This window comes from uncultured Alteromonas sp. (assembly GCF_963976965.1).
Taxonomy (GTDB): domain Bacteria; phylum Pseudomonadota; class Gammaproteobacteria; order Enterobacterales; family Alteromonadaceae; genus Alteromonas; species Alteromonas naphthalenivorans.
Map to the genome: position 1 here is coordinate 110281 of NZ_CAXBMP010000002.1, position 24951 is coordinate 135231.

Annotated in this window: 22 protein-coding genes and 3 tRNA genes; 8 read left to right on the top strand and 17 right to left on the bottom strand. The window is 44.2% G+C overall.

Features of this window, described 5'->3' with window-relative positions:
• Positions 1 to 99 precede the first annotated feature (99 nt).
• The 6 genes from AAC006_RS02225 to pspA all read right to left on the bottom strand — a co-directional run bounded on the left by AAC006_RS02225 (position 100) and on the right by pspA (position 5572).
• On the bottom strand, positions 100 to 1110 hold the full coding sequence (locus tag AAC006_RS02225) for a fumarylacetoacetate hydrolase family protein (protein WP_126871950.1): 1011 nt from the start codon (positions 1108 to 1110) through the stop codon (positions 100 to 102).
• Positions 1111 to 1317: 207 nt separating this feature from the next.
• A complete protein-coding gene (tyrR, locus tag AAC006_RS02230; protein ID WP_126871951.1) occupies positions 1318 to 2874 on the bottom strand; it encodes a transcriptional regulator TyrR in 1557 nt (518 codons plus the stop codon).
• Between the two features lie 180 nt (positions 2875 to 3054).
• Positions 3055 to 3858: a phenylalanine 4-monooxygenase gene (gene phhA / locus AAC006_RS02235; protein WP_126872079.1), complete on the bottom strand. Its 804-nt coding sequence runs from the start codon at positions 3856 to 3858 to the stop codon at positions 3055 to 3057.
• A gap of 221 nt (positions 3859 to 4079) precedes the next feature.
• On the bottom strand, positions 4080 to 4532 hold the full coding sequence (gene pspC, locus AAC006_RS02240; RefSeq protein WP_126871952.1) for an envelope stress response membrane protein PspC: 453 nt from the start codon (positions 4530 to 4532) through the stop codon (positions 4080 to 4082).
• On the bottom strand, positions 4529 to 4768 hold the full coding sequence (gene pspB, locus AAC006_RS02245; RefSeq protein ID WP_013785052.1) for an envelope stress response membrane protein PspB: 240 nt from the start codon (positions 4766 to 4768) through the stop codon (positions 4529 to 4531). The genes pspC and pspB overlap by 4 nt, the downstream gene beginning before the upstream one ends.
• A gap of 120 nt (positions 4769 to 4888) precedes the next feature.
• Positions 4889 to 5572 (bottom strand): phage shock protein PspA, encoded by a 684-nt coding sequence (gene pspA, locus AAC006_RS02250; RefSeq protein WP_126871954.1) that lies wholly within the window; start codon positions 5570 to 5572, stop codon positions 4889 to 4891.
• A gap of 199 nt (positions 5573 to 5771) precedes the next feature.
• Between pspA and pspF the strand changes: the two genes are divergently transcribed.
• From pspF to AAC006_RS02280, 6 genes are read left to right on the top strand one after another with little or no spacing between them, the layout of a single operon-like run.
• Positions 5772 to 6914 (top strand): phage shock protein operon transcriptional activator, encoded by a 1143-nt coding sequence (pspF, locus tag AAC006_RS02255; RefSeq protein ID WP_013785054.1) that lies wholly within the window; start codon positions 5772 to 5774, stop codon positions 6912 to 6914.
• 4 nt (positions 6915 to 6918) lie between these two features.
• On the top strand, positions 6919 to 8541 hold the full coding sequence (locus tag AAC006_RS02260; RefSeq protein WP_013785055.1) for an ABC transporter substrate-binding protein: 1623 nt from the start codon (positions 6919 to 6921) through the stop codon (positions 8539 to 8541).
• 59 nt (positions 8542 to 8600) lie between these two features.
• Positions 8601 to 9569 carry an ABC transporter permease gene (locus AAC006_RS02265; protein ID WP_083820196.1) on the top strand — a complete coding sequence of 323 codons (969 nt, stop codon included), beginning with the start codon at positions 8601 to 8603 and terminating at the stop codon, positions 9567 to 9569.
• Positions 9556 to 10449 (top strand): ABC transporter permease subunit, encoded by an 894-nt coding sequence (locus tag AAC006_RS02270; RefSeq protein ID WP_013785057.1) that lies wholly within the window; start codon positions 9556 to 9558, stop codon positions 10447 to 10449. The genes AAC006_RS02265 and AAC006_RS02270 overlap by 14 nt, the downstream gene beginning before the upstream one ends.
• A 1-nt stretch (position 10450) precedes the next feature.
• Positions 10451 to 11446 (top strand): oligopeptide/dipeptide ABC transporter ATP-binding protein, encoded by a 996-nt coding sequence (locus AAC006_RS02275; RefSeq protein ID WP_126871955.1) that lies wholly within the window; start codon positions 10451 to 10453, stop codon positions 11444 to 11446.
• The gene (locus tag AAC006_RS02280) at positions 11443 to 12249 is read left to right on the top strand and encodes an ATP-binding cassette domain-containing protein (RefSeq protein WP_126871956.1); all 807 of its coding nucleotides are present in this window, start codon (positions 11443 to 11445) and stop codon (positions 12247 to 12249) included. The genes AAC006_RS02275 and AAC006_RS02280 overlap by 4 nt, the downstream gene beginning before the upstream one ends.
• 201 nt (positions 12250 to 12450) lie before the next feature.
• On the opposite strand, the gene AAC006_RS02285 is transcribed toward AAC006_RS02280, so the two are convergent.
• The 10 genes from AAC006_RS02285 to AAC006_RS02330 form a co-directional block, all read right to left on the bottom strand.
• Positions 12451 to 13581, bottom strand: a complete 1131-nt coding sequence (locus AAC006_RS02285; protein ID WP_013785060.1) for a sodium ion-translocating decarboxylase subunit beta — start codon at positions 13579 to 13581, stop codon at positions 12451 to 12453.
• 3 nt (positions 13582 to 13584) lie between these two features.
• Positions 13585 to 15384: a sodium-extruding oxaloacetate decarboxylase subunit alpha gene (oadA, locus tag AAC006_RS02290; RefSeq protein ID WP_126871957.1), complete on the bottom strand. Its 1800-nt coding sequence runs from the start codon at positions 15382 to 15384 to the stop codon at positions 13585 to 13587.
• Between the two features lie 25 nt (positions 15385 to 15409).
• The gene (locus AAC006_RS02295) at positions 15410 to 15670 is read right to left on the bottom strand and encodes an OadG family transporter subunit (RefSeq protein WP_126871958.1); all 261 of its coding nucleotides are present in this window, start codon (positions 15668 to 15670) and stop codon (positions 15410 to 15412) included.
• 162 nt (positions 15671 to 15832) lie between these two features.
• Positions 15833 to 16309, bottom strand: coding sequence for an acyl-CoA thioesterase (locus AAC006_RS02300; RefSeq protein ID WP_126871959.1), 477 nt, complete (start codon positions 16307 to 16309; stop codon positions 15833 to 15835).
• Between the two features lie 191 nt (positions 16310 to 16500).
• Positions 16501 to 16577, bottom strand: a tRNA-Arg gene (locus AAC006_RS02305).
• A gap of 54 nt (positions 16578 to 16631) precedes the next feature.
• Positions 16632 to 16708 (bottom strand) — tRNA-Arg (locus tag AAC006_RS02310).
• A 41-nt stretch (positions 16709 to 16749) separates the two neighbouring features.
• Positions 16750 to 16840: transfer RNA gene (locus tag AAC006_RS02315), tRNA-Ser, on the bottom strand.
• A 283-nt stretch (positions 16841 to 17123) separates the two neighbouring features.
• Complete coding sequence (gene csrA / locus AAC006_RS02320; protein ID WP_013785064.1) at positions 17124 to 17315, bottom strand: carbon storage regulator CsrA; 192 nt, start codon at positions 17313 to 17315, stop codon at positions 17124 to 17126.
• A 133-nt stretch (positions 17316 to 17448) separates the two neighbouring features.
• Entirely contained in the window at positions 17449 to 20046 is a 2598-nt protein-coding gene (gene alaS / locus AAC006_RS02325) for an alanine--tRNA ligase (protein ID WP_126871960.1), read from the bottom strand.
• 243 nt (positions 20047 to 20289) lie between these two features.
• On the bottom strand, positions 20290 to 20739 hold the full coding sequence (locus AAC006_RS02330; protein WP_126871961.1) for a regulatory protein RecX: 450 nt from the start codon (positions 20737 to 20739) through the stop codon (positions 20290 to 20292).
• Between the two features lie 104 nt (positions 20740 to 20843).
• Here AAC006_RS02330 and AAC006_RS02335 point away from each other — a divergent pair, with 104 nt between their 5' ends.
• Complete coding sequence (locus AAC006_RS02335) at positions 20844 to 22118, top strand: GNAT family N-acetyltransferase (protein WP_126871962.1); 1275 nt, start codon at positions 20844 to 20846, stop codon at positions 22116 to 22118.
• Positions 22115 to 24193: a M13 family metallopeptidase gene (locus AAC006_RS02340; protein WP_013785069.1), complete on the top strand. Its 2079-nt coding sequence runs from the start codon at positions 22115 to 22117 to the stop codon at positions 24191 to 24193. The genes AAC006_RS02335 and AAC006_RS02340 overlap by 4 nt, the downstream gene beginning before the upstream one ends.
• A gap of 145 nt (positions 24194 to 24338) precedes the next feature.
• Here AAC006_RS02340 and betI read toward each other — a convergent pair whose 3' ends face one another.
• Positions 24339 to 24920 carry a transcriptional regulator BetI gene (gene betI / locus AAC006_RS02345; RefSeq protein WP_013785070.1) on the bottom strand — a complete coding sequence of 194 codons (582 nt, stop codon included), beginning with the start codon at positions 24918 to 24920 and terminating at the stop codon, positions 24339 to 24341.
• Between the last annotated feature and the right edge of the window lie 31 nt (positions 24921 to 24951).

The window sequence follows — 24951 nt, forward strand, 5'->3', positions numbered from 1 at the left end:
CCGCCGCCTTACGTGTGTGTTGTATTACTCATTATAATCATAGCGTAATTTGCTGAGGGCGAGCGTATGGGCCTAACCCTCAGCTTACGTTTATCAAATTTAGCTTAAAGGCTTAATCTGTTGCTCGATAGCACCGAAAATGCTTTGTCCGTTACTATCGAACATTTCTATCCTAATTCGATCGCCAAATTGCATAAAGGGAGTAGTAGGTTTTCCATCCCTGATAGTTTCAATCATGCGCACTTCAGCAATACACGAGTAGCCAAGGCCACCTTCAGCAATGGCTGAGCCGTGGTCAGTACCTTGTTTGTTCGATACGGTACCTGAACCAATAATGGTGCCAGCGCCTAAGTTTCGACTCTTAGCTGCATGTGACACCAGCTTAGCGAAGCTAAATGTCATGTCTTCACCTGCTTGTGGTTTACCGAACAATTCACCGTTGTAGGTGGAACGAAGCGGTAAATGTACTTTCTCTTGTTCCCACGCATCCCCGAGTTCATCGGGTGTTACCGCCACGGGTGAAAAGCTAGAGGCCGGCTTTGACTGAAAGAACCCAAACCCTTTCGCCAACTCACCTGGAATTAAGCCTCTTAGGGATACATCATTCACAAGCATTACCAGTCTAATTCGCTCTGCCGCTTGTGCATCAGTGCAGGCCATCGGAACATCATCGGTAACAACGGCCACCTCACCTTCAAAATCAATGCCCCATTCATCGCTGGGCAGAATAATGTCGTCACAAGGACCGATAAAGTCGTCAGATCCCCCTTGGTACATGAGTGGGTCGCTCCAGAAACTTTCAGGTATTTCAGCGCCTCGCGCTTTTCGTACTAGCTCTACATGGTTTACATACGCACTGCCATCTGCCCACTGGTAAGCGCGCGGTAGGGGTGACTCACAGCGAGTAGCATCAAATTCAATACTTTCTATTACCCCATTATTGAGCTGTTCGTAGCGCATCTGTAATTGCGGAGCAGTAACCTGCCAGCTGTCGAGTGCTTGCTGCATAGTGTGAGCGATATCTTCTACTGAACAGGTACGCGTTAAATCTTTAGATACCAACATTAAACGGCCATCTCGGCTATCGTTCTTATAAGTAGCTAGTTTCATAAATTGGATCCTTACTGTGATCAGCGCTTTTGCGTATATAACATTTATTATTCTTTATGCATCACCCGTAACAAGATGAAAAGTCAGGAGCACACGACAATAATTTTCACTGTAAGCTTGGTTGTACAAAAAAAGGCGGCACTTCTTACTGAAGTACCGCCCTTATTAGCTAAGCAAGGCAACGTAAATTTAACGAAACAGTGAAACCTACATTTTTATTGATGCCTTATTAATACCGTACTCACGTAATTTATTCGCAATCGCGGTATGACTTAATCCTAACTTTCTCGCCAATTGACGCGTACTTGGGTAGAAAGGATAGAGCCGCTTCAGTAGGTCTTTTTCGAATTTTTTCACTTCATCGTCTAATGTACCTTCGAAGTTTTCATCGATAAAGGTCACACTAGGGGCACAACTAGGAAGCTGAATATCTTCTTTGGTTATTTCCTTACCATCTAGCAAAGACAACGCTCTGAACAGTGCATTTTGAAGCTGACGGACATTGCCAGGCCAAGGGTATTGCTGCAAAAAATCAACGCAGGACTTACTTAATTTGGCCGGTCTACGACCCAGCTTCGTACTGTGCTGGGCAATAAACGATTCGGCAAGTGGAACAATATCGTGGCGGCGTTCTTTTAACGATGGCATCACTAAGCTCAATACATTTAAGCGATAATACAATTCTTTGCGAAAACGCCCTTCTTCTACCAGTTGACCTAAGTCGCGACAGGTAGTGCAAATAAATCGAACATCTACCGTAACCGGTTCCGCATCACCTACTCGTCTAAACTCACCGTCTTCTAACACCCGAAGCAGTTTGGCTTGTAGCTGAGAACTCATGTCTGCAATTTCATCAAGTAGCAGTGTGCCACCTCTTGCTTGCTCTAGCAGGCCTTCTTTAGCATTAGGTTGATTAAAAGCACCTTGTGCGTAACCAAATAATTCAGTTTCCGCCACACTATCTGGTAGCGATGCACAATTGAGCGCTAAAAACGCCCCCTCACTGCGGCGACTGGATTGATGACAAGCGCGGGCAATCATTTCTTTACCTGTGCCTGTTTCACCGAAAATAAGAACCGGTGCATCTAGATCAGCAATACGTTTTGCTTCACTCACCACGCGTTTCATTGCCTGAGATTCCACTATGAATCTATCAAAACTGTCAGTGGGCGATTGATGGAATACACTAAACTGCTGGCCTAACCGCATTTCCGATTTTAAAATGACCACCGCTCCGGCCATAATGATGTTGTTGTCGCCATCAGGCACTGTGATAGGTAACATGTCAGCCACATAGTCTTGTTGGATAAACTTTACCTTAGAAGACTGAGCGCGAGGCAGCTTTCCATCCATCCAGCGGGTGAAGTTAAAGCCTTTCACTACTTCGCCTATTTCTACGCCTTCAACATCGTGGACGCTCTGCTCTAACCCAGAGGTTACTGCTTCGTTGCATAACAAGATTTGTCCACGAGCATCAATGGAAAACACCGGATCAGGAAGCGTGCGCAATATGGCAGAAAGCTGAGTTTTTTCTCTTTCACTTGGCATAAAATGCGTCGTTTTAACATCTGAAATACCATCGATGCGACGAATTTTGGGCATTAGATGCTGGAAGTCTGCAAATTCAATATTGGGAAAATTAAGAAAAATTTTACCTGTCTCATCAATCTCAATACCTCTTAGATCGATTTCGTGGGTAACGAGGATATCCAACACATCTTGAGTAATACCCAGTCTGTCCTGACAACTGATTTCTAATCGCATGGGTGTGACTTCACATCTCTTGTAAACTTATATGTACACAATATCACACTTTTACAAAAAGATAACAAGTTAATTATGCCAAATTATCACCTTGAAAGACTGGTTTTTAAAGCGGTTCCACGCAGCGAAAGGTGTGAAAACGTTTCCCCTTATCACGCCACGCTGTAACAAAATATTAACTTAAGCCTGCTTTTTGGCGTCGAATAAGGCGGGATATAGCCCGAGTCCTTTCGCTTTATTCACTAGGCTCATAATATCCATGTCGGCCAACTCGAACAGATAATCAAAGTCAGGAAGTATGTAATACAAAGGCTGCATGATATCAATTCTATACGGTGTCCTTAACGCATCTATCGCTTTAAGCGGTTTCCTTATTGCCTCGCCGCTCTCTAATGCATATAGCGTTTCACCCGGTGAAGACAATATGCCTCCACCATAAATTTCCAGCGTTTCTGGATTTGCTTTACTTCGAACTAACCCAAACTCAACCGTAAACCAATAAAGTCGTGCGAGGTAGATTCTGTCCTCTTTGCTAGCCGCTAAGCCAAGCTTTCCGTAGGTATGGGTAAAGTGCGCGAAAGCCGGATTCGTAAGTAAAGGACAATGACCGAAAACCTCATGGAAAATATCGGGCTCTTGTAGGTAATCAAATTCGTCTTTCGAGCGAATAAAGGTTGCGACAGGAAACTGCTTGTTGGCGAGTAATCTAAAAAATTCGCCAAAATTGATGAGCGCGGGAACTTCGGCAGTTTTCCAACCGGTTTGTGCTAATAGTACTTTATCGATATCGGGAAGCTGGGGAATGCGATCATCAGGCAGTGCCAGTAACGATAAGCCTTCCATGTATTGACTACAGGCTCGCGTTTTCAATAACGGAAGCTGCTTGGCGTACAACTCTGCCCAGATTTGATTTTCTTCTTCTGACCAGTTTATAACGCCTTTGTTGCCTGAGGTTTTTGATTGATAAACGCTAGATTTTGCCATAACTGCTTTCGACATATTCCGTGACTGACTTCTGTCAATTAGTCTAATGAAATGCACGCTAACGGGAAGTGTTTACCTATTCTTGCTACACAGCCAAGCCGTAACAACTTATTTACAAAACCTCATAACATAATGCTTTACATACAAAAAACCGCTCTTAAAGAAGAGCGGTTTTGCATTTGTCGGGGCGTCTCTAGCGAATGTATTTTAATCTTACTTAACTACAATCTACTGATTTCTCGGTTAAGTTCAAATTCTCTAGAGGTCACATACGTTTCCATCTTGCGTAGTCGTACTTCCGATTTCTGAAAACGATTACGAATATCGTGAAATGCTTGTTTAGGTGGCTCACCAGACTGCCAAACTTTTGTTTTCACTTCGACCTTATGACGACTATTGCTTGATGTAGAATTTGTATTTTTCCATCCTTTGCCGCGGCTTTGATGCACAGGGCTTTGCTCTTCTGAAGCATCACCTAAAGGCTTCTTATCTAAGATGAACCAGCCCGCTATATAAGCAACAAACATGAATGGACCTGCAAGTAAGAAAAAGCCCGTCACAGCTAGAATTCGCACTAACCAAGTTTCTAAACCAAAGTAGTGCGCTATTCCTGAACATACACCCGCTATTCTGGCGTTGTCTGTATCACGGTATAGCTGCTTGCCGTTTCTCATGCGCGATTCCTCCACTCTGGGGCTTCGCTGTCTAAGATAGCCTCAAGGGTTTGAATTCTATCACTCATTTTTTCAGCTTGTTCAGCAAGTGATTGTAATGAAGCTTGCTCTTCAACACTCAACCCTTGATTGACTTGTTTTTTGCTGCGGTAATGCAGAATTAACCAAATCGGCGCCACAAAAATCATAAAAATGACCAAGGGCATTACCAACATTGCAATGATACCTTCATCCATTGTAAATACCTCCAAAAAACCCCGATTAGCCTGCTCAAGGCCCTAACACCAAATACCTGATGCATTGTGCAAAACGCTTAACGTAATGCACTTAGTACGTAAGCAGGCTACCTGTAATTATTATTCTGATGTTGAAGATGAGCTTGTGTCACCTTTCACTCTTGCTTTAAGCGCAGCTAGTTCTTCGTCTATCTTATCGCCTGTTTCTAATTCTGCAAATTCATCATTTAAGGTTTTCTTACCTAGGTCGTAAGCATCTACCTGCGACTCTAAATCGTCAATCTTACGCTCGTATTGTTCAAAGCGCCCCATAGCTGAATCTACTTTTGTACTATCTAGCGTACGTTTCACTTCTAAGCGTGAACTTACCGTTTTTTGACGCATGATAATCGTTTTTTGACGACTCTTCGCATCAGCTAGCTTGTCTTGAAGCTGACCAATTTCATCCTGAAGTTTGCTAATTTGCTGTTCAACAACGGTCAATTCGTTAGTCAGTGTCTCAGCAGCTTCGGCTGATTTCTTTCTTTCCTGCAGTGCTGCGCGGGCTAAATCATCACGGTCTTTGCTTAACGCAAGTTCCGCTTTCATCTGCCAATCGTTGGCGTCTGCTTCATATTTATTAATTTGGCTTACAATTTCCTTTTTGTTCGCCAACGTTTTAGCCGATGCTGAGCGCACCTCTACTAATGTGTCTTCCATTTCCTGAATAATCAACCGGACCATTTTCTCCGGATCTTCCGCTTTATCTAAAAGCGCATTAATATTCGAATTCACAATGTCAGTGAAACGCGAGAAGATACCCATAATAATTACCTCATAGTCGAAAACTGGTTGTACCAAGATAAACTTGTAGTAAGACTATTCAATATGCTTGCCAGTTTTTTGAATTACCCTAACTTGATAATTTTAAAAGATATTCGTTTAGTTTAAATAATGCTCGAACAACAAGTTTTTTTACTCTACACTATTAATTGGTCGAAATGACTAATATTTGAGGGATTTAATGAGTAGGTATCGTCAGCAGGATAATTTGCTAGGCCAAGCGAATAGTTTTTTAGAAGTGCTAGAGCAAATTTCACAAATAGCACCACTGGATAAACCCGTATTGGTAATTGGTGAGCGCGGAACCGGTAAAGAGCTTATAGCAGCCCGTTTACACTTTCTGTCTAAGCGCTGGGATCAAAATTACGTCAAGCTCAATTGTGCCGCGCTTAACGAAAGCTTATTAGAAAGTGAGCTGTTCGGCTATGAAGCTGGCGCATTTACTGGCGCAGCAAAGCGCCGAGAAGGACGCTTTGAGATTGCCCACAATGGCACCCTATTTCTTGATGAGCTGGCGAACACGTCTGGTTTAATCCAAGAAAAATTATTGCGGGTAGTAGAATACGGCGAATTTGAACGTGTGGGCGGGAATAAAACGGTTAAAACCGATGTGCGCTTGGTTGCTGCTACAAACGAAGATTTACCGGCCTTAGCTGACGCTGGAGAGTTCCGTGCTGACTTACTCGACAGGCTCGCCTTCGATGTTATTACCATCCCTCCTTTAAGAGAGCGACGTGAAGATATCATGATGCTTGCTGAAAATTTTGCCATTAGTATGGCAAGAGAAATGGAGATGGAGCTTTTTAGCGGCTTTACCGAAAAAGCAAAACGCACCTTGCTTGATTACGAATGGCCTGGAAATATTCGAGAGCTTAAAAACGTGGTTGAACGTGCGGTTTATAGAACGAACAACCCACATTTACCTGTTCATGATATTGTTCTCGACCCTTTTGAGTCTTTATTCAGACCAACCTCTCGTATTAAAACAAACGACAGAACCTCGAGTACATCTGAAGCAGAACCAACAGTGCCTTCCAATACAGTTGCAGCTAATGTAGAAGGCATAGTCACCAATAGTGAACCTGCGGCAAACTCATCGCCTGCTGTATTACCGTCGTTAAAACCCGAAACGGTTGAATACCCAATTGATTTAAAAGACCGCTCTCAGCAATACGAAATTGACATGATTAAGCAAGCATTGTCCGACAGTCAATTTAATCAGAAGAAGACTGCTGAGAAACTTAGTCTCACTTATCATCAACTTCGAGGTTATCTAAAAAAATACAACCTGTTAGACTCTTCCCCTGAATCGATGGAGTGCTAACTGAATGCCTGTAAAACCGCTTTTTTACGCTGCCTTTACTGTTGTTATGGTAATACTGGTAGCGGCCTGTTCAAAACAAGATGAACATGCATTTTATAATAGCGGTTTGGTGTATTGCTCTGAAAGCAACCCTGTGACGTTTAATCCTCAGTTAGATACGTCTAGCACTACAACCGATGCGTCATCGCATCAGTTGTATGACAGGTTGCTCGATTTCGACCCTGATTCAGGCCGTATTATACCTAGCGTGGCGAGTAGCTGGTTAGTTTCTGATGACGGCTTAACCTACACCTTTCAACTCAGAAAAGACGTTGAATTTCATACCACCAGCTATTTCACGCCTAGCAGAAACTTTAATGCTGATGATGTCATTTTTAGTATTGATAGGTGGCGACTTACCTCACACCCATACCATTACGTATCGGGCGGACGCTACCCGTACTTTGAAAGTTTGGGGTTGGCACAAAATATTGCTTCAGTTGAGCGATTAAACGGGTACAGGGTAGAAATAAAATTAACGCGCAGGGACAGTTCTTTTTTAGCTAATTTAGCCACGGACTTTTCGGTGATGTTGTCACAAGAGTACGGTGAGGCATTGTTACAACAAGGTCTGCCCAATCGAATTGACCAATACCCTATTGGTACAGGCCCGTTTAAATTCGAAAACTACCGCAAAGATCACTACATCCGTTACCAACGTCACCAAACCTATTGGGGTGAACAAAACAATGCGGAACGCTTAATTTACGATATAACGCCGAAGAGCTCGTTGCGTTTGGCTAAGTTAATGACCGGCGAGTGTGATGCGACGGCATTTCCTGCACAAACGGAATTGGAAATTATCCGCTCCCGTGACGACTTATTACTGGCTGAAAAGCCCGGTTTGAATGTTGGTTTTTGGGCATTCAATACCCAGCGCCCTCCCTTCGATAATCCCGATGTACGGCGTGCATTAGCCGCGGCTATTGATAAAAACACGTTATTAGAAGCGGTTTATTTCGACAGTGCTACCCGCGCGAAAACACTGCTACCAGCCGCAAGTTGGGCCTTTCAAAACGATGCGGATGATACGGCTTACAACCCTGTACTAGCAAGAAAGCTACTAGAAAATGCAGGCGTAGAGCCTGGGTTTACCATGACCATATGGGCTATGCCCATTGAGCGTGCTTATAATCCTAACGCGGCCAAAATGGCGGAGCTGATCCAACGATATTTACGGGAAGTGGGCGTTATCGCCACAATCGTTAGTTACGACTGGGCGACATTTAGACGTCACTTGCAAGAAGGCCTACACGACTCTGTATTAATAGGCTGGTCTGCCGATAATGGCGACCCTGATAACTTTTACCGACCGTTACTGAGTTGTGGTGCCATACCTTCTGGTACTAACCGAGCCATGTGGTGTGATAACGATTATGACGAGCTCTTAGATAAAGCCTTGCAGACAGAAGACCTTGAAGCGCGGCGACTAATCTATCAACAGGTAAATAGACTGCTTTACGAGCGATTGCCGTTGGTTCCTATTGCCCACGCTTATCGTTATCAAGCCTATAGAAATGAACTTGAAGGCATGACCATTAACCCCTTTGGCGGTGTTAGATTTGGCGGAGTAGGTAAATCACTGTGATTCAAATATTATCGCGATACGGTGTGTTATTTATCTTAACCCTTTTGGTGTTAACCGCCATGTCATTCTCATTGGTGTATCTATTTCCTGGTGATGTGCTAGAAAACCTTACCGGCATTGTGCCGCAGAATGAGATTCAGCGTGAGGCGCTTATGCGTCAATTTCGCCTAGACCAACCCTATGTAGTACAGTTTTTTTACTATTTATCGTCTTTACTACAAGGCGATTGGGGTTACAGTCTAGCGTCAGGCCTGCCCCTTCGAGAAGAAATTGGTATCGCCATGCCCGCGACTATCGAGCTCAGCACTTATGCGATGCTGATGGCGCTTTTCATTGGTATCCCCTTGGGATATTACGCAGGGCTGAAAAGTTACTCTACTACCGACCACACTATTAATGCATTGAGCATTACCACTTATTCATTTCCCGTGTTCTGGTTGGCACTTATTCTAATCCTGTTTTTTAGCTTACACCTTGATATTGCGCCTTTGTCTGGCCGGCTTAGTTTATTGTTCGATATTGAACCTGTAACTGGCTTTGTGCTTATAGATATTATGCTGGCCGAGGATATCGATCATGGGCTTGCCTACCGAGATGCTATTTCGCACCTTGCTTTGCCTACGCTGGCAATAGGAGCAATAACAACCGCTTCAATGGTGCGAATTACCCGTCGCTCGGTTATTGATGTTATTCACCGCCCGTATATAGTAGCCGCGCGCTCTAGAGGTGTATCTGAATGGCAAATTTTCTTTAGGCATGTTCTTCGCAATGCATTGCTGCCTATATTGCCCTTAATGGCAATCCAAATTACTACGCTCATCACCAATGCCATGATAGTTGAAACCTTATTTTCATGGCCAGGGATTGGTAGCTGGTTAATTCAAGCAATTTATCAACGAGACTTCCCTGCGCTTCGAGTAGGAATGCTGGCGGTATCAACGCTCGTTATTACGTTAACTATTATGGTCGATTTGTTTAACCGCATTATCGATCCTAGCCGAGAAAAGTACGAACGTGCCACAGTTTAGTTTATACGAAGAGGAGTTTCATCCGTCTCCCTGGCAACGCACTTGGGCAGCCTTCCGTGGCAGTCACATTGCGATTGTTGGTCTTATTTTGCTTGGCTTCTTTATCATTTTTTCACTGTTCGCCCCGGTGGTTTCGCCATACAACCCAGCGGAACAAAATATAGATGCGCTACTCATTCCCCCTAGTTGGGAAAGCAGTGGTTCAATAACTCATTTATTTGGCACCGACCCCCTCGGCCGAGATGTTTTCTCTCGTATTATTTACGGCTGCCGCACTACGTTAGGGTCGGGGTTTCTTATGGTAGTGCTAGCCATGCTGATTGGCGTAAGCATAGGTACATTTGCGGGTATGCTACGGGGCGTGCGTTCAAGTATTGTGAACCACTTGCTAGATGCCTTAATGGCCATTCCAACCTTACTTATTGCTATTATTATCGTGGCTATTCTTGGAACAGGGTTGGTCAATAGTATGTGGGCTATTACGCTTGCGCTCATTCCACAATTTGTTCACCGTACACGTACCTTTGTGCGCGCTGAAATGAAAAAAGAATACATTATGGCGTCGAAATTAGACGGCGCGAATAGATGGCAACTATTCGTACACTCTATTCTTCCTAACATGACAGAAATGCTTGTGGTGCAAGGTACTGTGGCACTTTCGATTGCGGTAATTGATGTGTCTGCATTAGGCTTTTTGAATTTAGGAGCGCAGTCACCACTCGCAGAGCTTGGGGCAATTTTGGGCGACGGTCTTGATGTGGCCTACCTCGCCCCTTGGAATGTGGCATTGCCTGGCATTGCGATTTTCTTATTGGTGTTGTCGATAAATATTGTGGGTGACGGTCTACGTTCTGCACTCAGAAAAAGAGTGAGCCACTAATATGCCTATGCTAGACATTAAAAATTTGACCTTAGAAATGGTAGATGGTGACACCACCATCAAGGCGCTCGACAAGGTAAATTTAACCGTTAATACCGGTGAAATTCGCGCTCTGGTGGGAGAGTCTGGCTCGGGGAAAAGTCTAATTGTATCTGCCATCTGTGGCGCCTTGCCCTCGCAGTGGAGAATGACTGCAGATCGCATGAGTTGGAAAGGGGAAAACTTATTAAGCATGTCAAAATATCAGCGCAGAGAAGTCATGCGCCGAGATATTGCTGTTGTATTTCAAAACCCTCAAACTAGCTTAGATCCCTCAGCCACCTTAGGTGAACAACTTGAGGAAAGCATTCCCGACGAATTTGTAGAAGGTTACTGGTTTTGGCAACGTGCGCAACATAGAAAACGCATAGCCATAAGCACTGTACATAAGGTGGGCATAAAGCAACACAGGCATTATTTGAATGCCTATCCCCACCAAATCCCCAGTGATATTGGGCAAAAGTTTATGATAGCCATGGCCTTGGTATCTCAGCCGAAACTATTAATTGCTGATGATCCCACCCGTGGGATGGAGCCAACTACCAAAACACAAATTCTTAAGTTATTTACTCGCTTAAATCAAACCCGTTCGCTAAGTATATTGTTTGTGAGTCACGATTTGCTGGCTATTGCCAGTATGTCCCATTCCATGACCGTGCTTTACGCAGGGCAAACCGTAGAGTCGGGTAAAATGAAGCACATTAAGAAACGCCCGCTTCACCCGTACACCAAAGCATTGTTGGACAGCGCACCGAGCTTCAGGAAGGATTTGCCGCCGAAATCTCAACTTCCTACGCTGGGCGGCTCTATCCCTACGTTGCAGCATTTACCTATTGGGTGCAGGTTAGGGCCACGCTGTCCTCGTGCACAGCGTGCTTGTGTGTCTAGACCTGCAGTAAGGCATATTCACGACCACACCTATAACTGCCATTTCCCGCTGCATATGGAGAAGTTATGACAGATATCATGCAGGTAGATGGATTAACGTTTAGGCATAACGATAAGAAACGTTGGCTAAAAAAGCCTGAGATATTTGAATTAGGGCCTATCGACCTGACAGTGCAACGTGGCGAAACCATTGCGATTATTGGTGAAAACCGCGCAGGTAAGTCATTGTTAGCAAAATTACTAGTGGGCGCTATTCCTGCTGATGAAGGGGTTATTGAGCTTAATAGCCACAAATATTTGGCGAAATACAACCAACACAACAATCAACAAAAACGCACCCACGACATTCGTATGATATTGCAACACAGTAGTGAGTCGATGAACCCTTCTGTGCCCGTGGGAAAAGTGCTCGACGAACCCCTTCGTTTAAACACAGAGTTAACGGAAGCGGAACGTAAATCCCTTATTGAAGAAATGCTGACAAAAGTAGGCTTGCTACGAGAACATTATTATTTCTATCGTCATATGCTGTCTGACGGCCAACAACAGCGTGTATCCCTCGCCCGCGCCATTATATTAAAGCCGAAAGTACTGATTGCCGACGAACCGTTTGCAGCCCTAGATCCGTCTATACGCTCGCAAACGGTAAACCTTATTTTGAAGCTACAACAAGAAATGGGGTTGGCGTTTATTTTCATAAGCCACAATTTGGGAATAGTTCGACATATCGCCGATCGGGTTATTGTGATGGAAAATGGCAATATTGTGGAAGAGGGGAAAACCGAAACGATTTTTCGTTGGCCAGAACATACCATCACTAAGAAGCTGATCTTGGCCTATCAGTCGTTAATTACGAACAATACCATTAGTTAGCTAACGTTGGTTTTTGAAGGTGCTTGGAAATTGATTTGACGCTACGTCATTCAGCGACTCTGACGCCATTTCTTACAACGCCTTTTAACATTGCGCTTTATACCCAAACAAAAAATGCGGCCTAGGCCGCATTTTGTTATTTATATGAGTGAGTCTATATAACCTCGCACTGTCGCCAATTTAAGCAAATTAGCTTAAACATTAACCTACTAGCGCCAGCAAGATACCCGCAGCAACAGCTGAACCAAGTACACCTGCCACATTCGGCCCCATGGCATGCATCAATAAGAAGTTATGAGGGTTAGCTTCAAGTCCAACTTTATTCACAACCCTTGCAGCCATTGGCACTGCCGATACACCAGCAGCACCAATCAGTGGATTAATTTTACCACCACTCATTCGGCTCATTAGCTTAGCCATTAACACGCCTGTTGCAGTACCAATAGCAAACGCTACAGCGCCTAACCCAAGAATACCCAAGGTTTCAACGGTTAAAAATTTCTCGGCAGATAGCTTAGACCCTACCGCTAGCCCTAAGAAAATAGTAACGATGTTAATTAGCTCGTTTTGCGCTGTTTTGCTAAGCCTATCTACTACACCACACTCTTTTAATAAGTTACCAAAGCAAAACATACCCACTAGAGGCGTTGCTGATGGCAAAAATAGGATAGTTAGGAATAGTGTAGCCAGTGGGAAGATAATCTTCTCACGTTGCGATACAGGGCGTAATTGCGCCATTTCTATGGTGCGTTCTTCCTTGCTGGTCAGCGCTTTCATAATTGGAGGCTGAATAATAGGTACCAGCGCCATATATGAATAAGCTGCGACCGCAATAGCCCCTAATAAATCGGGCGCTAATCGAGAGGCCAAAAAGATAGCCGTTGGACCGTCAGCACCGCCAATGATAGCAATCGCACTGGCATCTTTGAGAGTAAACTCAAAGCCTGGGATCATATTAAGCGCAATAGCACCGAACAAGGTCGCAAAAATACCAAACTGCGCAGCCGCGCCTAGCAACAACATTCTAGGGTTTGCAATTAAGGCACTGAAGTCCGTCATTGCGCCCACACCCATAAAGATAAGCAGCGGGAAAACCCCGGTGTCTATACCGATAGCGTAAATGTAATGAAGCAATCCTCCCGCCTCTGAAAACCCAGCTAACGGGATATTGGTTAATAAGGCACCAAACCCAATAGGAATTAACAACAGCGGTTCAAATTTTTTCACAATCGCTAAGAACAGCAACAGGAAACCTACTGCCATCATGATTAACTGGCCTGACTCAAAATGTGCCAGTGCAGTGCTGTCCCACAGCACCATCAACTTATCCATGAATTACCCCAGCGCAATAAGTGGTTGAGCACTGGCTACGGCATCGCCTTCACCCACGAGTACTTCACTAACGGTACCGGAAATAGCAGAGCGAATTTCAGTTTCCATTTTCATGGCTTCTAAAATAATAACCACATCACCTTCGTTCACTACATCGCCAGCACGCACTAGTATTTTAAACACATTACCGGCTAACGGTGCGTTAATGCTTTGTGCACTTTCACTACTGCTAGCAGATGCCGGCTGAGGTGCGGCTGTCGATGGCTGACTTGGGGTTACACTAGATAATTCACCGGATGCTGCTACTTCAACATGGTATACCTTACCTTCAACTTTCACATCGTAGGCCGCCGGTGCGCCGCTAGCAGAAACCGGTGCCGCAGCAGTTGGTGCACTTGATGCAACATCAGATTCAGTGCCGGGTGCAGGTTCAAATGCGTCAGGATTACCGCGATTCTCTAAAAACTTAAGGCCAATTTGCGGGAACAAGGCATAGGTAAGTACATCGTCAATCTTAGTATCTGACAATGTAATGCTTTTCTCTGATGCTAACTTAGTGAGCTCGGTTTCAAGGCTGTCTAGTTCAGGTGCAATATTATCTGCCGGACGACAGGTAATGGGCTGGCCACCATCAAGCACACGCTCTTGTAATTCTTTGTTCACTGGCGCAGCTGTAGCGCCATATTCGCCTTTAAGGACACCTGCCGTTTCTTTGGTGATGCTCTTGTAACGTTCGCCGGTCAGTACGTTTAATACAGACTGCGTACCTACAATTTGCGAGGTTGGCGTAACCAAAGGAATAAAACCTAAGTCTTCACGTACGCGAGGAATTTCTTTTAATACTTCTTCAAACTTATCTTCAGCGCCTTGCTCTTTTAACTGGCTTTCCATGTTGGTTAACATGCCGCCAGGTACTTGAGCGAGCAAGATACGGGCATCAACCCCTTTCAAGCTACCTTCAAATTTACTGTATTTTTTGCGCACGCCACGAAAGTAGCTGGCGATTTCTTCAAGATCCGGCAATGACATGCCCGTATCTCGTTCTGTGCCCTCTACAATAGACACCATGGTTTCCGTTGCGGTATGACCGTAAGTCATACTCATTGAAGATATGGCTGTGTCGAGCATGTCGATGCCGGCATCGATGGCTTTTTGGTAAGTGGCCGTACTCAATCCTGTGGTGGCATGGCACTGCATAGCAATAGGCACACTGACGGTTTCTTTAAGCCCTTTAATAAGTGCTTCACAGTCGTAAGGCTTAAGCAGCCCTGCCATGTCTTTTACACAAATAGAATGAACGCCCATATCTTCAAGTTGCTTAGCCATATCGAGCCACAGTTGAAGATTGTGAACAGGACTTACCGTGTAAGAAATTGTACCTTGGGCATGAGCGCCACTGTCAACAGTCGCTTTAATCGCAGTTTTTAGATTACGCATGTCGTTCATGGCGTCGAAAATACGAAATACATCAACCCCATTCTCATGTGCACGCTCAACAAAACGTGTCACTACATCATCAGCGTAATGGCGATAGCCTAATAAGTTTTGACCTCGCAACAACATCTGTTGCTTCGTATTTGGCATTGCCGCTTTAAGCTGGCGAATGCGATCCCAAGGATCTTCCCCTAAATAGCGAATACAGGAATCAAATGTCGCCCCGCCCCAAGATTCAACAGACCAAAAACCTGCTTTATCAAGTTTTTCGGCAATAGGCAGCATATCTTCTATACGCATACGCGTAGCAAGTAGCGATTGATGGGCATCACGCAAGACTAGCTCGGTTAAGGCCAGTGGCTTAGACATGGTAACTCCTGAATGATTTGTTTAATTAATTTTTATTGGCTTGACGATGAGTATGAACAGCAGCGGTGATAGCAGCAACAACATTACCATCGACACCAGCTTGAACCGCTTTTCTACGAGGTGCAGCATACTGAGGTGCGGCTTCGCCCGGAAATACTTCACAAAACTTTGCAATTAGGTGAATTCCAACGATTAACAATGCCAGGAATGAAAAAACAAATACCATTCCTATTAGCATCAGTGAGCCGGCTTCAAGCAGCAAACTGCTAACTGATTCTGTTTCCATGGTGAACCCTTCAAAAATTTCGTTGTGAATAAGTATCATGCGAGGGTATAAAACACAACAAAAAAGCAAGTAAAATGCATATGCAATCACACTTTATGCTAATAAAAAGCAATAAAATAACTATTTATGCTAAGTGAATGGATATATTTTCACAAAATGTAATTAATGAACTCCTGTGGTTTTCGTGAAATGCATATCAAGTTGTTTAGTGAAATGTTTAGCGTGCATAGCAACAAGGTCTAACTGGAAGTCGTTTTTCTCTTGAGGAGTATAAGAAGATACATTAACCGAACGTCCTTCTTTATCAATCGCCATGAAGGAGATGAAGCAACGATTCGCGACAGTCATCTTACTTTCTGTTGCCTCACCGGAACTAACAGAAACATAGATATGCATACTAGAGGTACCTGTGTGCACTATAGAGGCGGTTAACTTTACCAATTGCCCCACTTTGATTGGTTTAATAAACCGAATGCCGTTGGCCGACACAGTAACGCAATATTCCTTCGACCACTGCGCCGCACAGGCATAGGCCGCTTGATCTATCCACTTCATCACCACACCACCATGAACATTACCACCAAAGTTCACATCGGTAGGCTCAGCGAGAAATTGAAATGTTATTGTTGCAAGTGACATTAGTACTACACCTTCGTAGGGAAACTGCTATTTATAAAGGTTAGTTCATAATTCGAACAGAGGTTAGCGTAAGGCAACGATAGGAGACTAAAGTGTATAGTGGGCTAGAAGTGAATTATGTAGAACTACAAAAGAATAGAAATTTAATAGGCGGAAATAAAAAAACCCACCAGATGGTGGGTTTTCTTATATGGCGCGTGTGGAAGGATTCGAACCTCCGACCGCCTGGTTCGTAGCCAGGTACTCTATCCAGCTGAGCTACACACGCGTAAACTTTTTTACTTTAGGGTATTACCCCCAAAGGTGACGCATTTGAAAGAAGTGGCGCGTGTGGAAGGATTCGAACCTCCGACCGCCTGGTTCGTAGCCAGGTACTCTATCCAGCTGAGCTACACACGCGCAGTAAAACTTTTGTTGACCGTCACACCATCAACGAACAATGGCGGAGAGGGAGGGATTCGAACCCTCGATACCAGTATTAGGTATGGTTCCTTAGCAGGGAACTGGTTTCAGCCACTCACCCACCTCTCCTTAAGTGGTGCCGCATTTTACGGATTCACCGGCCGGAGTCAAACCTTTTTTAGATAAAAATGTTTACTCGCTGTCATTTTGTACGATTCGTACAAAAAACCTGTATTTTGGTTAGGTTATAATCAAATTTTAGCGGATTAATTTAGGAATGCACGCCTTGGCGCAAAATGAACTTTTATATTAAATATCGAAAAATACCTAAATTTTTTTAAATTAATTTAAAAAAAATCCCTATAAACAAAAAAGGCCAGCATAAGCTGACCAATTTTTGTGCAGAGAGTGATTACTCAGCCGTTCCAGGTTGTCCACCTTTCTCAGCTTGAATTCTCATGTAAATCTCTTCACGGTGCACAGAAACTTCTTTTGGTGCATTCACACCAATTCGGACCTGATTCCCTTTAACACCCAGAACAGTGACAGTTACATCATCACCAACCATAAGTGTTTCACCAACTCGACGAGTCAAAATAAGCATTCGCTTGCTCCTGTTCCTTAATACTGAACATTTCCTTAATTACTCCGCCACTCATCGGCACGACCCGACGGTAGCAACAGTGATTCCATGTTTCTGTGTCACTTCAAAAACTCACTGCAAGTTTCAGATTTGATTATAGCTTATCTTCTAACCAAGCGTTAACTGATTCTAACGCTGTGCTTAGATGCTCTGGCTTATCGCCACCCGCTTGAGCCATATCAGGGCGACCTCCCCCTTTTCCGCCAACCTGCGCGGCAATAAAGTTAACCAACTCGCCTGCTTTCACTTTACCGGTAAGGTTTTTCGTCACCCCAGTGATAAGATTGACCTTATCTTCACTTGCCACACCTAATACTACGATGCCTTCGCCAATTCGGTTTTTAATATCATCCATCATTGAACGCAGTGATTTCGCTTCAACACCTTCTAACTTAGCAATAAGTACTTTTACGCCATTTATTTCAATAGCGTTACTAAGCATATCAGCACCTTGCTGACTCGCCAGTTTTTGTGTGGCAGAAGTGAGAGATTTCTCTAGTTCTTTAGTATGAGTTTGTACTGCGACTACCCGTTCAACCAAGTTTTGCGTATCGGTTTTTAACAAACTAGACAGCTCTGCTAGCGTAGCTTGCTGGTCTTGAACATAATGCAGCGCCTGCTCACCAGTAATGGCTTCTATACGACGCACACCTGATGCTATGCCCGCTTCGCTGGTAATTTTGAATAAACCAATATCGCCAGTACGATTAACATGCGTTCCACCACATAGTTCTACAGAGAAAGGTCCCATAGTGACTACACGTACTTTCTCGTCGTACTTTTCACCGAACAACGCCATTGCCCCTGATGCTTTGGCTTCATCTAAATCCATCAGTTGGGTTTTCAACGCATGGTTTGCACGAATTTCTTCGTTAACTCTGCGCTCAACCTGAATAAGCTGAGCGGGTGTTACTGCTTCAAAGTGAGAGAAGTCGAAACGCATACGCTGCGCTTCTACTAATGAACCTTTCTGGGTAACGTGCTCACCTAACGTCTCGCGAAGTGCTGCGTGAAGTAAGTGTGTAGCACTGTGATTCTTCTTCACAGCATCACGGTTTGAGTTATCAATCGCAGAAGTAACTCGCTCACCTTTTGTAATGGTGCCCTTTACCTTACCTTTATGCGCAAAAGCATTACCCATTTTTTGAGTATCGCTAACGATAAACTCGCCATTCGCGACACGAAGTACCCCTTTATCACCAGACTGACCACCACTTTCTGCGTAAAAAGGCGTTTGATCTAAAACCACAACCCCTTCTTGACCGTCTTCTAAACGCTCACAAAACGCATTATCGGCAATAAGCTCTACAATATTTGCTTCGCCTGCAACATCACTGTAACCGGTGAAGGATGTCGCATGGTCTATAGTCAGCGTATTGTTATAATCGGCACCAAAGTTACTGGCTTGTTGCGCACGGGCGCGCTGTGCCTGCATAGCACTTTCAAACCCTTCCACGTCAATTTTAAGGTCGTGTTCGCGGGCAACATCGTTAGTTAAGTCTGTGGGGAAACCGTAAGTGTCATAAAGCTTAAACACCACATCACCTGGAATAGTGTCACCTTCGAGGGTTTCTAGCGTATCGTTTAGCATTGCCATTCCACGGGCTAAGGTTTTGCTGAACTGCTCTTCCTCTACTCGTAATACCTTTTCAACTACCGGTAATTGGTCTACAAGCTCTGGGTAAGCTTCACCCATTTCTTTGCTTAGTGCTGAAGCCAATTTGTAGAAGAAAATATCGCTGGCACCTAGCTGGTAACCATGACGTACAGCACGGCGAATGATACGGCGAAGTACATAGCCTCGGCCTTCATTAGAAGGCATTACGCCATCACAAATCAGGAAGCTACAAGAACGAATGTGATCGGCAATAACCCGTAAAGATTTATTCTCTAAATCTTCGCTGCCTACAATTGTGGCCGCCGCTTGAATCAGGTTTTGGAATAGGTCAATTTCGTAGTTGCTGTGCACATTTTGCAAAATAGCTGAAATACGCTCAAGCCCCATACCGGTATCGATAGACGGCTTAGGCAATGGCTCCATCGTGCCATCAGCTTGCTTGTTGTATTGCATGAATACCAGGTTCCAGATTTCGATAAAACGATCGCCATCTTCTTCTGGAGTTCCTGGAGGCCCGCCCCAAATATGCGCGCCATGGTCGTAAAATATTTCTGAACACGGACCGCATGGCCCTGTGTCACCCATAGACCAGAAGTTATCTGATGTACTGATGCGGATTATCTTTTCTTTAGGAACACCAATGTGGTTTTCCCAAATATCAAAGGCTTCTTCGTCTTCTGAATAAACGGTAACCAGAAGCTTTTCTTTTGGAAGGCCGATTTCTTTTGTTAAGAAATTCCATGCAAACTCAATGGCTTCTTTTTTGAAATAATCACCAAAACTGAAGTTACCTAGCATTTCAAAGAAAGTATGGTGACGGGCGGTATAACCAACGTTTTCTAAATCATTATGCTTACCACCAGCACGAACACAGCGCTGAGAAGAAACCGCACGCGTGTAGCTGCGTTTTTCCGCTCCTAAAAACGTATCTTTAAACTGGTTCATTCCCGCGTTAGTAAAAAGAAGCGTTGGATCATCTGCTGGAACGAGAGACGAGCTAGCCACAGGCTGGTGACCATGACTCTGGAAATAATCTTTAAACTTTTGGCGTAAGTCAGCAGTTGATAATGTCATTGAAAACCTAACTTCCTTAATACATTGAATGAGAATGTGCGGGATTGATGCCACTAGCCGATTAATCCTTAGATTAACCTTTCTAATAAGCGCCTAGCTGTTTATGCATTTCATGCCCTCGCACGGATGTGCGCAACAATACCATGGTTAGCGCTTTTTTGTTAAGCCCATAGCCTGCTCTACTAGTATAAATAAGCCCTTTTATACCCGTTATAAAGGGCATAAATGAATTTTATGCGATTTTTATTCACCTTTGACGGCATATTCAATGTGTTCGCTGTAAAAACCTCGATATTGAAGAAACTGCTTTTGCTTCATCAATAGCTTAAAATCGGTTTCTTTGAAGGGGCCAAATTTTTTGTCTTTAACCCATTTCGCTTTTTCAAACCAGTCAGGTTCTATTTCATCAAGGGCCTGTTCAGCGGCAAGTTCATCCACCCCGTATTGCTGCAAATCGAGTTTAATTTTTCGAGGGCCAGAGCCTTTCATGTACAAAGCACGGGCGCGACTTTCAGCGAACCGCTCGTCACTTTGAATATCCGCCTCCCGAAAGGCTTCCAGTACAGGCATAAACGCCTCACTCTCGATGCCTTTTTGTGAAAGCTTGCGGCAAATCTCTGAAAAGCTATGCTCTCGTCGTGCAAGCATGCGGGTAATCGCGTCGGTAATGAATTTTCTGTCAAATTCTGACATTTTATTAATCGAAACCTTCTTAAAATACTTTTCAATCTCGTTATATTACTATTAATGGTAATCTTTAGCGTCGTTGAACGAAAGTGAATAAAGTAAACGTAAGCATGGAATATAAGGTAAAAGTTGTTAGTGCGGTGTCGGATGTTCCCCAAGCTACATGGGATGCGCTTGCAGAAGGCGAAGGCCCATTTTTACGTTACGACTTTTTAAATGCGCTAGAACAAAGTGCGTGCTGCGATGAAGCGTCAGGCTGGTTCCCGCAACATCTTGTCATTGAACAAGCGCAAACGACTGACCAGGCGGCTATTAACAAGGATGCGTGCCCTTCGTCTGTTGAAAGCACGGTAATAGCCATTATACCCGGCTATTTAAAGACACACAGTTACGGCGAGTACGTGTTTGATCATTCATGGGCAAATGCCTACCACCAGCACGGTATTCCTTATTACCCTAAATGGGTTGCTGCTATTCCTTTTACGCCAGTCTCTGGTTCGCGAATACTAACGCATGAAAAGGCGCCCTTTAGTGACGCGCTTTTAGCCCTTATTTCTCAAGCCGTGCAGTCCATGGGCGAAGAAGCCGTCTCTTCCTGTCATTGGCTATTTACTAATAGCCTCACTCAAGCGTTACTCGCTAATCATTCAGGCTTGCTCACCCGCTACGCCGTTCAATTTCAATGGCACAATTACCAATATACCAATTTCGACAGTTTTTTGAATGCGCTAACATCACGCAAGCGCCGAGACATGAAAAAAACACAGCGAAAGCTTGTTGAACAAGGCATTCGCTACCATCATTTAACCGGCAGTGAAATAACCGATGAGGTCATCGACTTTTTCTTGCAGTGTTATCAAGCAACGTATTTAAAGCGCAGCGGGCATACAGGCTACTTAAACGAGACGTTTTTTCGGCAGTTGCGTAACACCATGGCCAAGAACATGCTTATTGTCACGGCTTACAAACATGACTCTCCTATCGCCAGCGCTTTGTTCTTTTTTGATGATACAGGCTTATATGGCAGATATTGGGGCGCGTTAGAGGAAGTCAGCGGCTTACATTTTGCGTGCTGTTATTTTGAGGGTATTGCTTTTGCGATTGAAAAAAAGCTTCCACTTTTTAACCCTGGCACCCAAGGCGAACATAAAATTCTTCGTGGTTTTGAACCTATTTACTGCCAATCGCAACATGAACTATTTTCGGCCCCCTTTCATGATGCTGTAGCGTCATTTTTACAACAAGAATCAGAACATATTGTGGCGTATTTCAATCAGGCCCAAGATGTTTTACCTTTTAATAACGATATAACACCTACCCTTAAAACGACAAACACCCCTAATCCTTTATTAGCGGTGAATAATCATAATGAGAAAACGATATGAAACAAAAACTACTCGCGCTAGCCATAGCAGCATCGCTGGGCTTAGCAGGCTGTGGTCAGCCAGAACAAAATAAACAACAAGCAGCTGACAAGACGGCGATGGAAGAAGAAATGGGTCAGGCTGAACTCGGTTCATTTGGCGTAGATTTATCTGCCCGAAACGAGGCGGTTAAACCTGGCGATGACTTCTTCATGTACGCTGGCGGTACCTGGTACGACAATTACGAGCTTCCTGCAGATAAAACCCGATTTGGTGCTTTTACTGCCCTAGCCGAGCGCAGTGAAGAGCAGGTTAAAAATATTATTGACGGGTTAATGGAAAAAGAAAACTTGAACGCTGATGAGCAGCTTGTTCATGATTTCTTCGTCTCCTATATGGATGTAGAAACCCTTAATGAAAAAGGCCTTACACCTATTTCTGATGTGTTGTCGTCTATTGATGCTATTGCTTCAACCAAAGATTTGACCGAAGTATTTGGTAAAAGTTGGCTCACCGGTGCTAGCTCTCCTATTGATACTGGCATGTGGTACAACCGTTTAGATCCTAATGAGTACCAGCTTAGCGTTGGTGTTGGTGGCCTTAGCTTACCCGATCGCGATTACTACATTAGCGATCACGAAAGGTTCGTAAAAATTCGTGAAGCTTACCTTGCGCACATTGAACAGATGTTAAACTTTGCAGGCGTTGAAAATGCCGCAGAGGAAGCAGCCACTATTCTTCAACTTGAAACCGAAATAGCAAACATCCAGTGGCCGCGTGAAAAACGCCGCGACCGCGACCTTACATTGAATCAAATTGAACGCAGCAAACTTACCGATGCTTATCCTCAATTTGATTGGGACACTTTTCTAGCACAAACCGGCTTTCAAGCCCCTGAACTTAATATCACCCAACCTGAGCCTATCAAAGATGTCATTGATATTATCAATGAGACCAGCCTTGATGACTGGAAGGCTTACCTGACGTACCACACCATTAAAAACAACGCTGGCTTACTATCGGAAGATATTTATTTAGCCAACTTTGATTTCTATGGTACTACGTTAAGTGGTCAGCAAGAGCCTCGCCCTCGCTGGAAACGTGCAGTAAGCCAGATGTCGAGCACGGAATCTCTAGGGTTTGCTATAGGTAAGATATACGTTACTGAGTACTTCCCAGAAAGCTCGAAAGCGCAAATGGCCGAGCTGGTTGAGAATTTACGTACCGCGCTAGGTGAGCGTATCGATAACCTAGACTGGATGGGAGAGGAAACCAAAGTAAATGCGAAAGAAAAGCTTATGGCGTTTCGCCCTAAAATTGGCTACCCAGACAAATGGCAATCTTTCGATGGACTAACCATTAACAGTGATGATTTGGTGGGGAACGTACGTCACCTAAGAGAATTCTTTAAAGCTGAAGATATCGAAAAAGAACTAGATAAAACCGACCGTGAGCGCTGGGGCATGACCCCGCAACGGGTTAACGCGTATTACAACAGTTCGTTTAATGAAATTGTTTTCCCTGCCGCTATTCTTCAGCCGCCGTTTTTCGATCCTAACGCAGATGCCGCGGTAAACTATGGCGCAATCGGCGCAGTTATTGGTCATGAAATGGGACATGGCTTTGACGATCAGGGCTCTAAGTCTGATGCTAATGGTATTCAGCGCAACTGGTGGACTGACTCAGACCGCGCTGCATTTGAGAAAAAAGCAGATATGTTAGCCGAGCAATACAACCAATATGAGCCGATTGAAGGTAACTTCGTTAATGGCCGTAATAGCTTAGGCGAGAATATTGGTGATGTAGGTGGTTTGTCGATGGCTTATCATGCTTACAAACTAAGCTTAAATGGTGAGGAAGCGCCGGTTATTGATGGCCTAACTGGCGATCAACGTTTCTTCCTTGCATGGGCGCAAGTCTGGCGTGAAAAGCGTACCGAGGAAAGCATGTTAAACCAGCTACGTGGTGGAACGCATGCTCCGGGTCGTTACCGTGCACAAGCCCCACGCAACCACGACGCCTGGTATGAAGCGTTTAACGTGCAACCTGGCGATGACTTGTATCTTCCGCCAGAAGAGCGTGTTCGTATTTGGTAATGTAAGTGGATACCCATGCGGACGCTTTGTCCGTGTGGGCTTCTTTGATGACTGTATTTTTAAATGCCGCTTTCATGATTGAAGGCTTTTAACGTCAACTTCCCGGCGACTTACATGCCGATTTTACTGGTAATAAGACACCGTTTTATTGATATTGTGATAGCACCAATCGTACATAACGCTTAACTGCGTTGCTTGCCTTAGTCACATTTTCCTTAGTATTTTGCCTTTCACCTTCAAGGGCATTACGTAACCAAAAACCATCAATCATGGCTGCGGTAGACAACGCTGCCTCTTTCGCATGCTCTCTAGGGATAAGGTTTGTAAAACTATAAGTTAGGTTGCTTTCTAGTCGTTTGTGGTTAATTCGCTGAAGTCTATGTAAGCCCTCACTATGTAACGACAAAGCCCAAAAGTTTAGCCATGTATTCGTTGCCGACGACTCTTGCTGTTCAACCGAGAAGTTGCTTTCTATAATGGTGTCAATACGCTCTAAATGACTACTAAAACTCCCTTGGAGTTTGAGCTTTTCGAGCAGGTATCGCATAGCGGCTTCAATTAACCCCTGCTTACCGCCGAAATAATGACTAATAATACCGCTTGAAAGACCCGCTTGTTTACTAATTAAACTAATTGTGGCGCTGTGAAACCCGTACTCAGCTATGACCACCAAGGTGGCATCAATTAGCTGCTTCTTTCGAATGGGCTCCATTCCTACTTTTGGCATGTAACTGCTCCATACCGTATGAGCCGCTGCA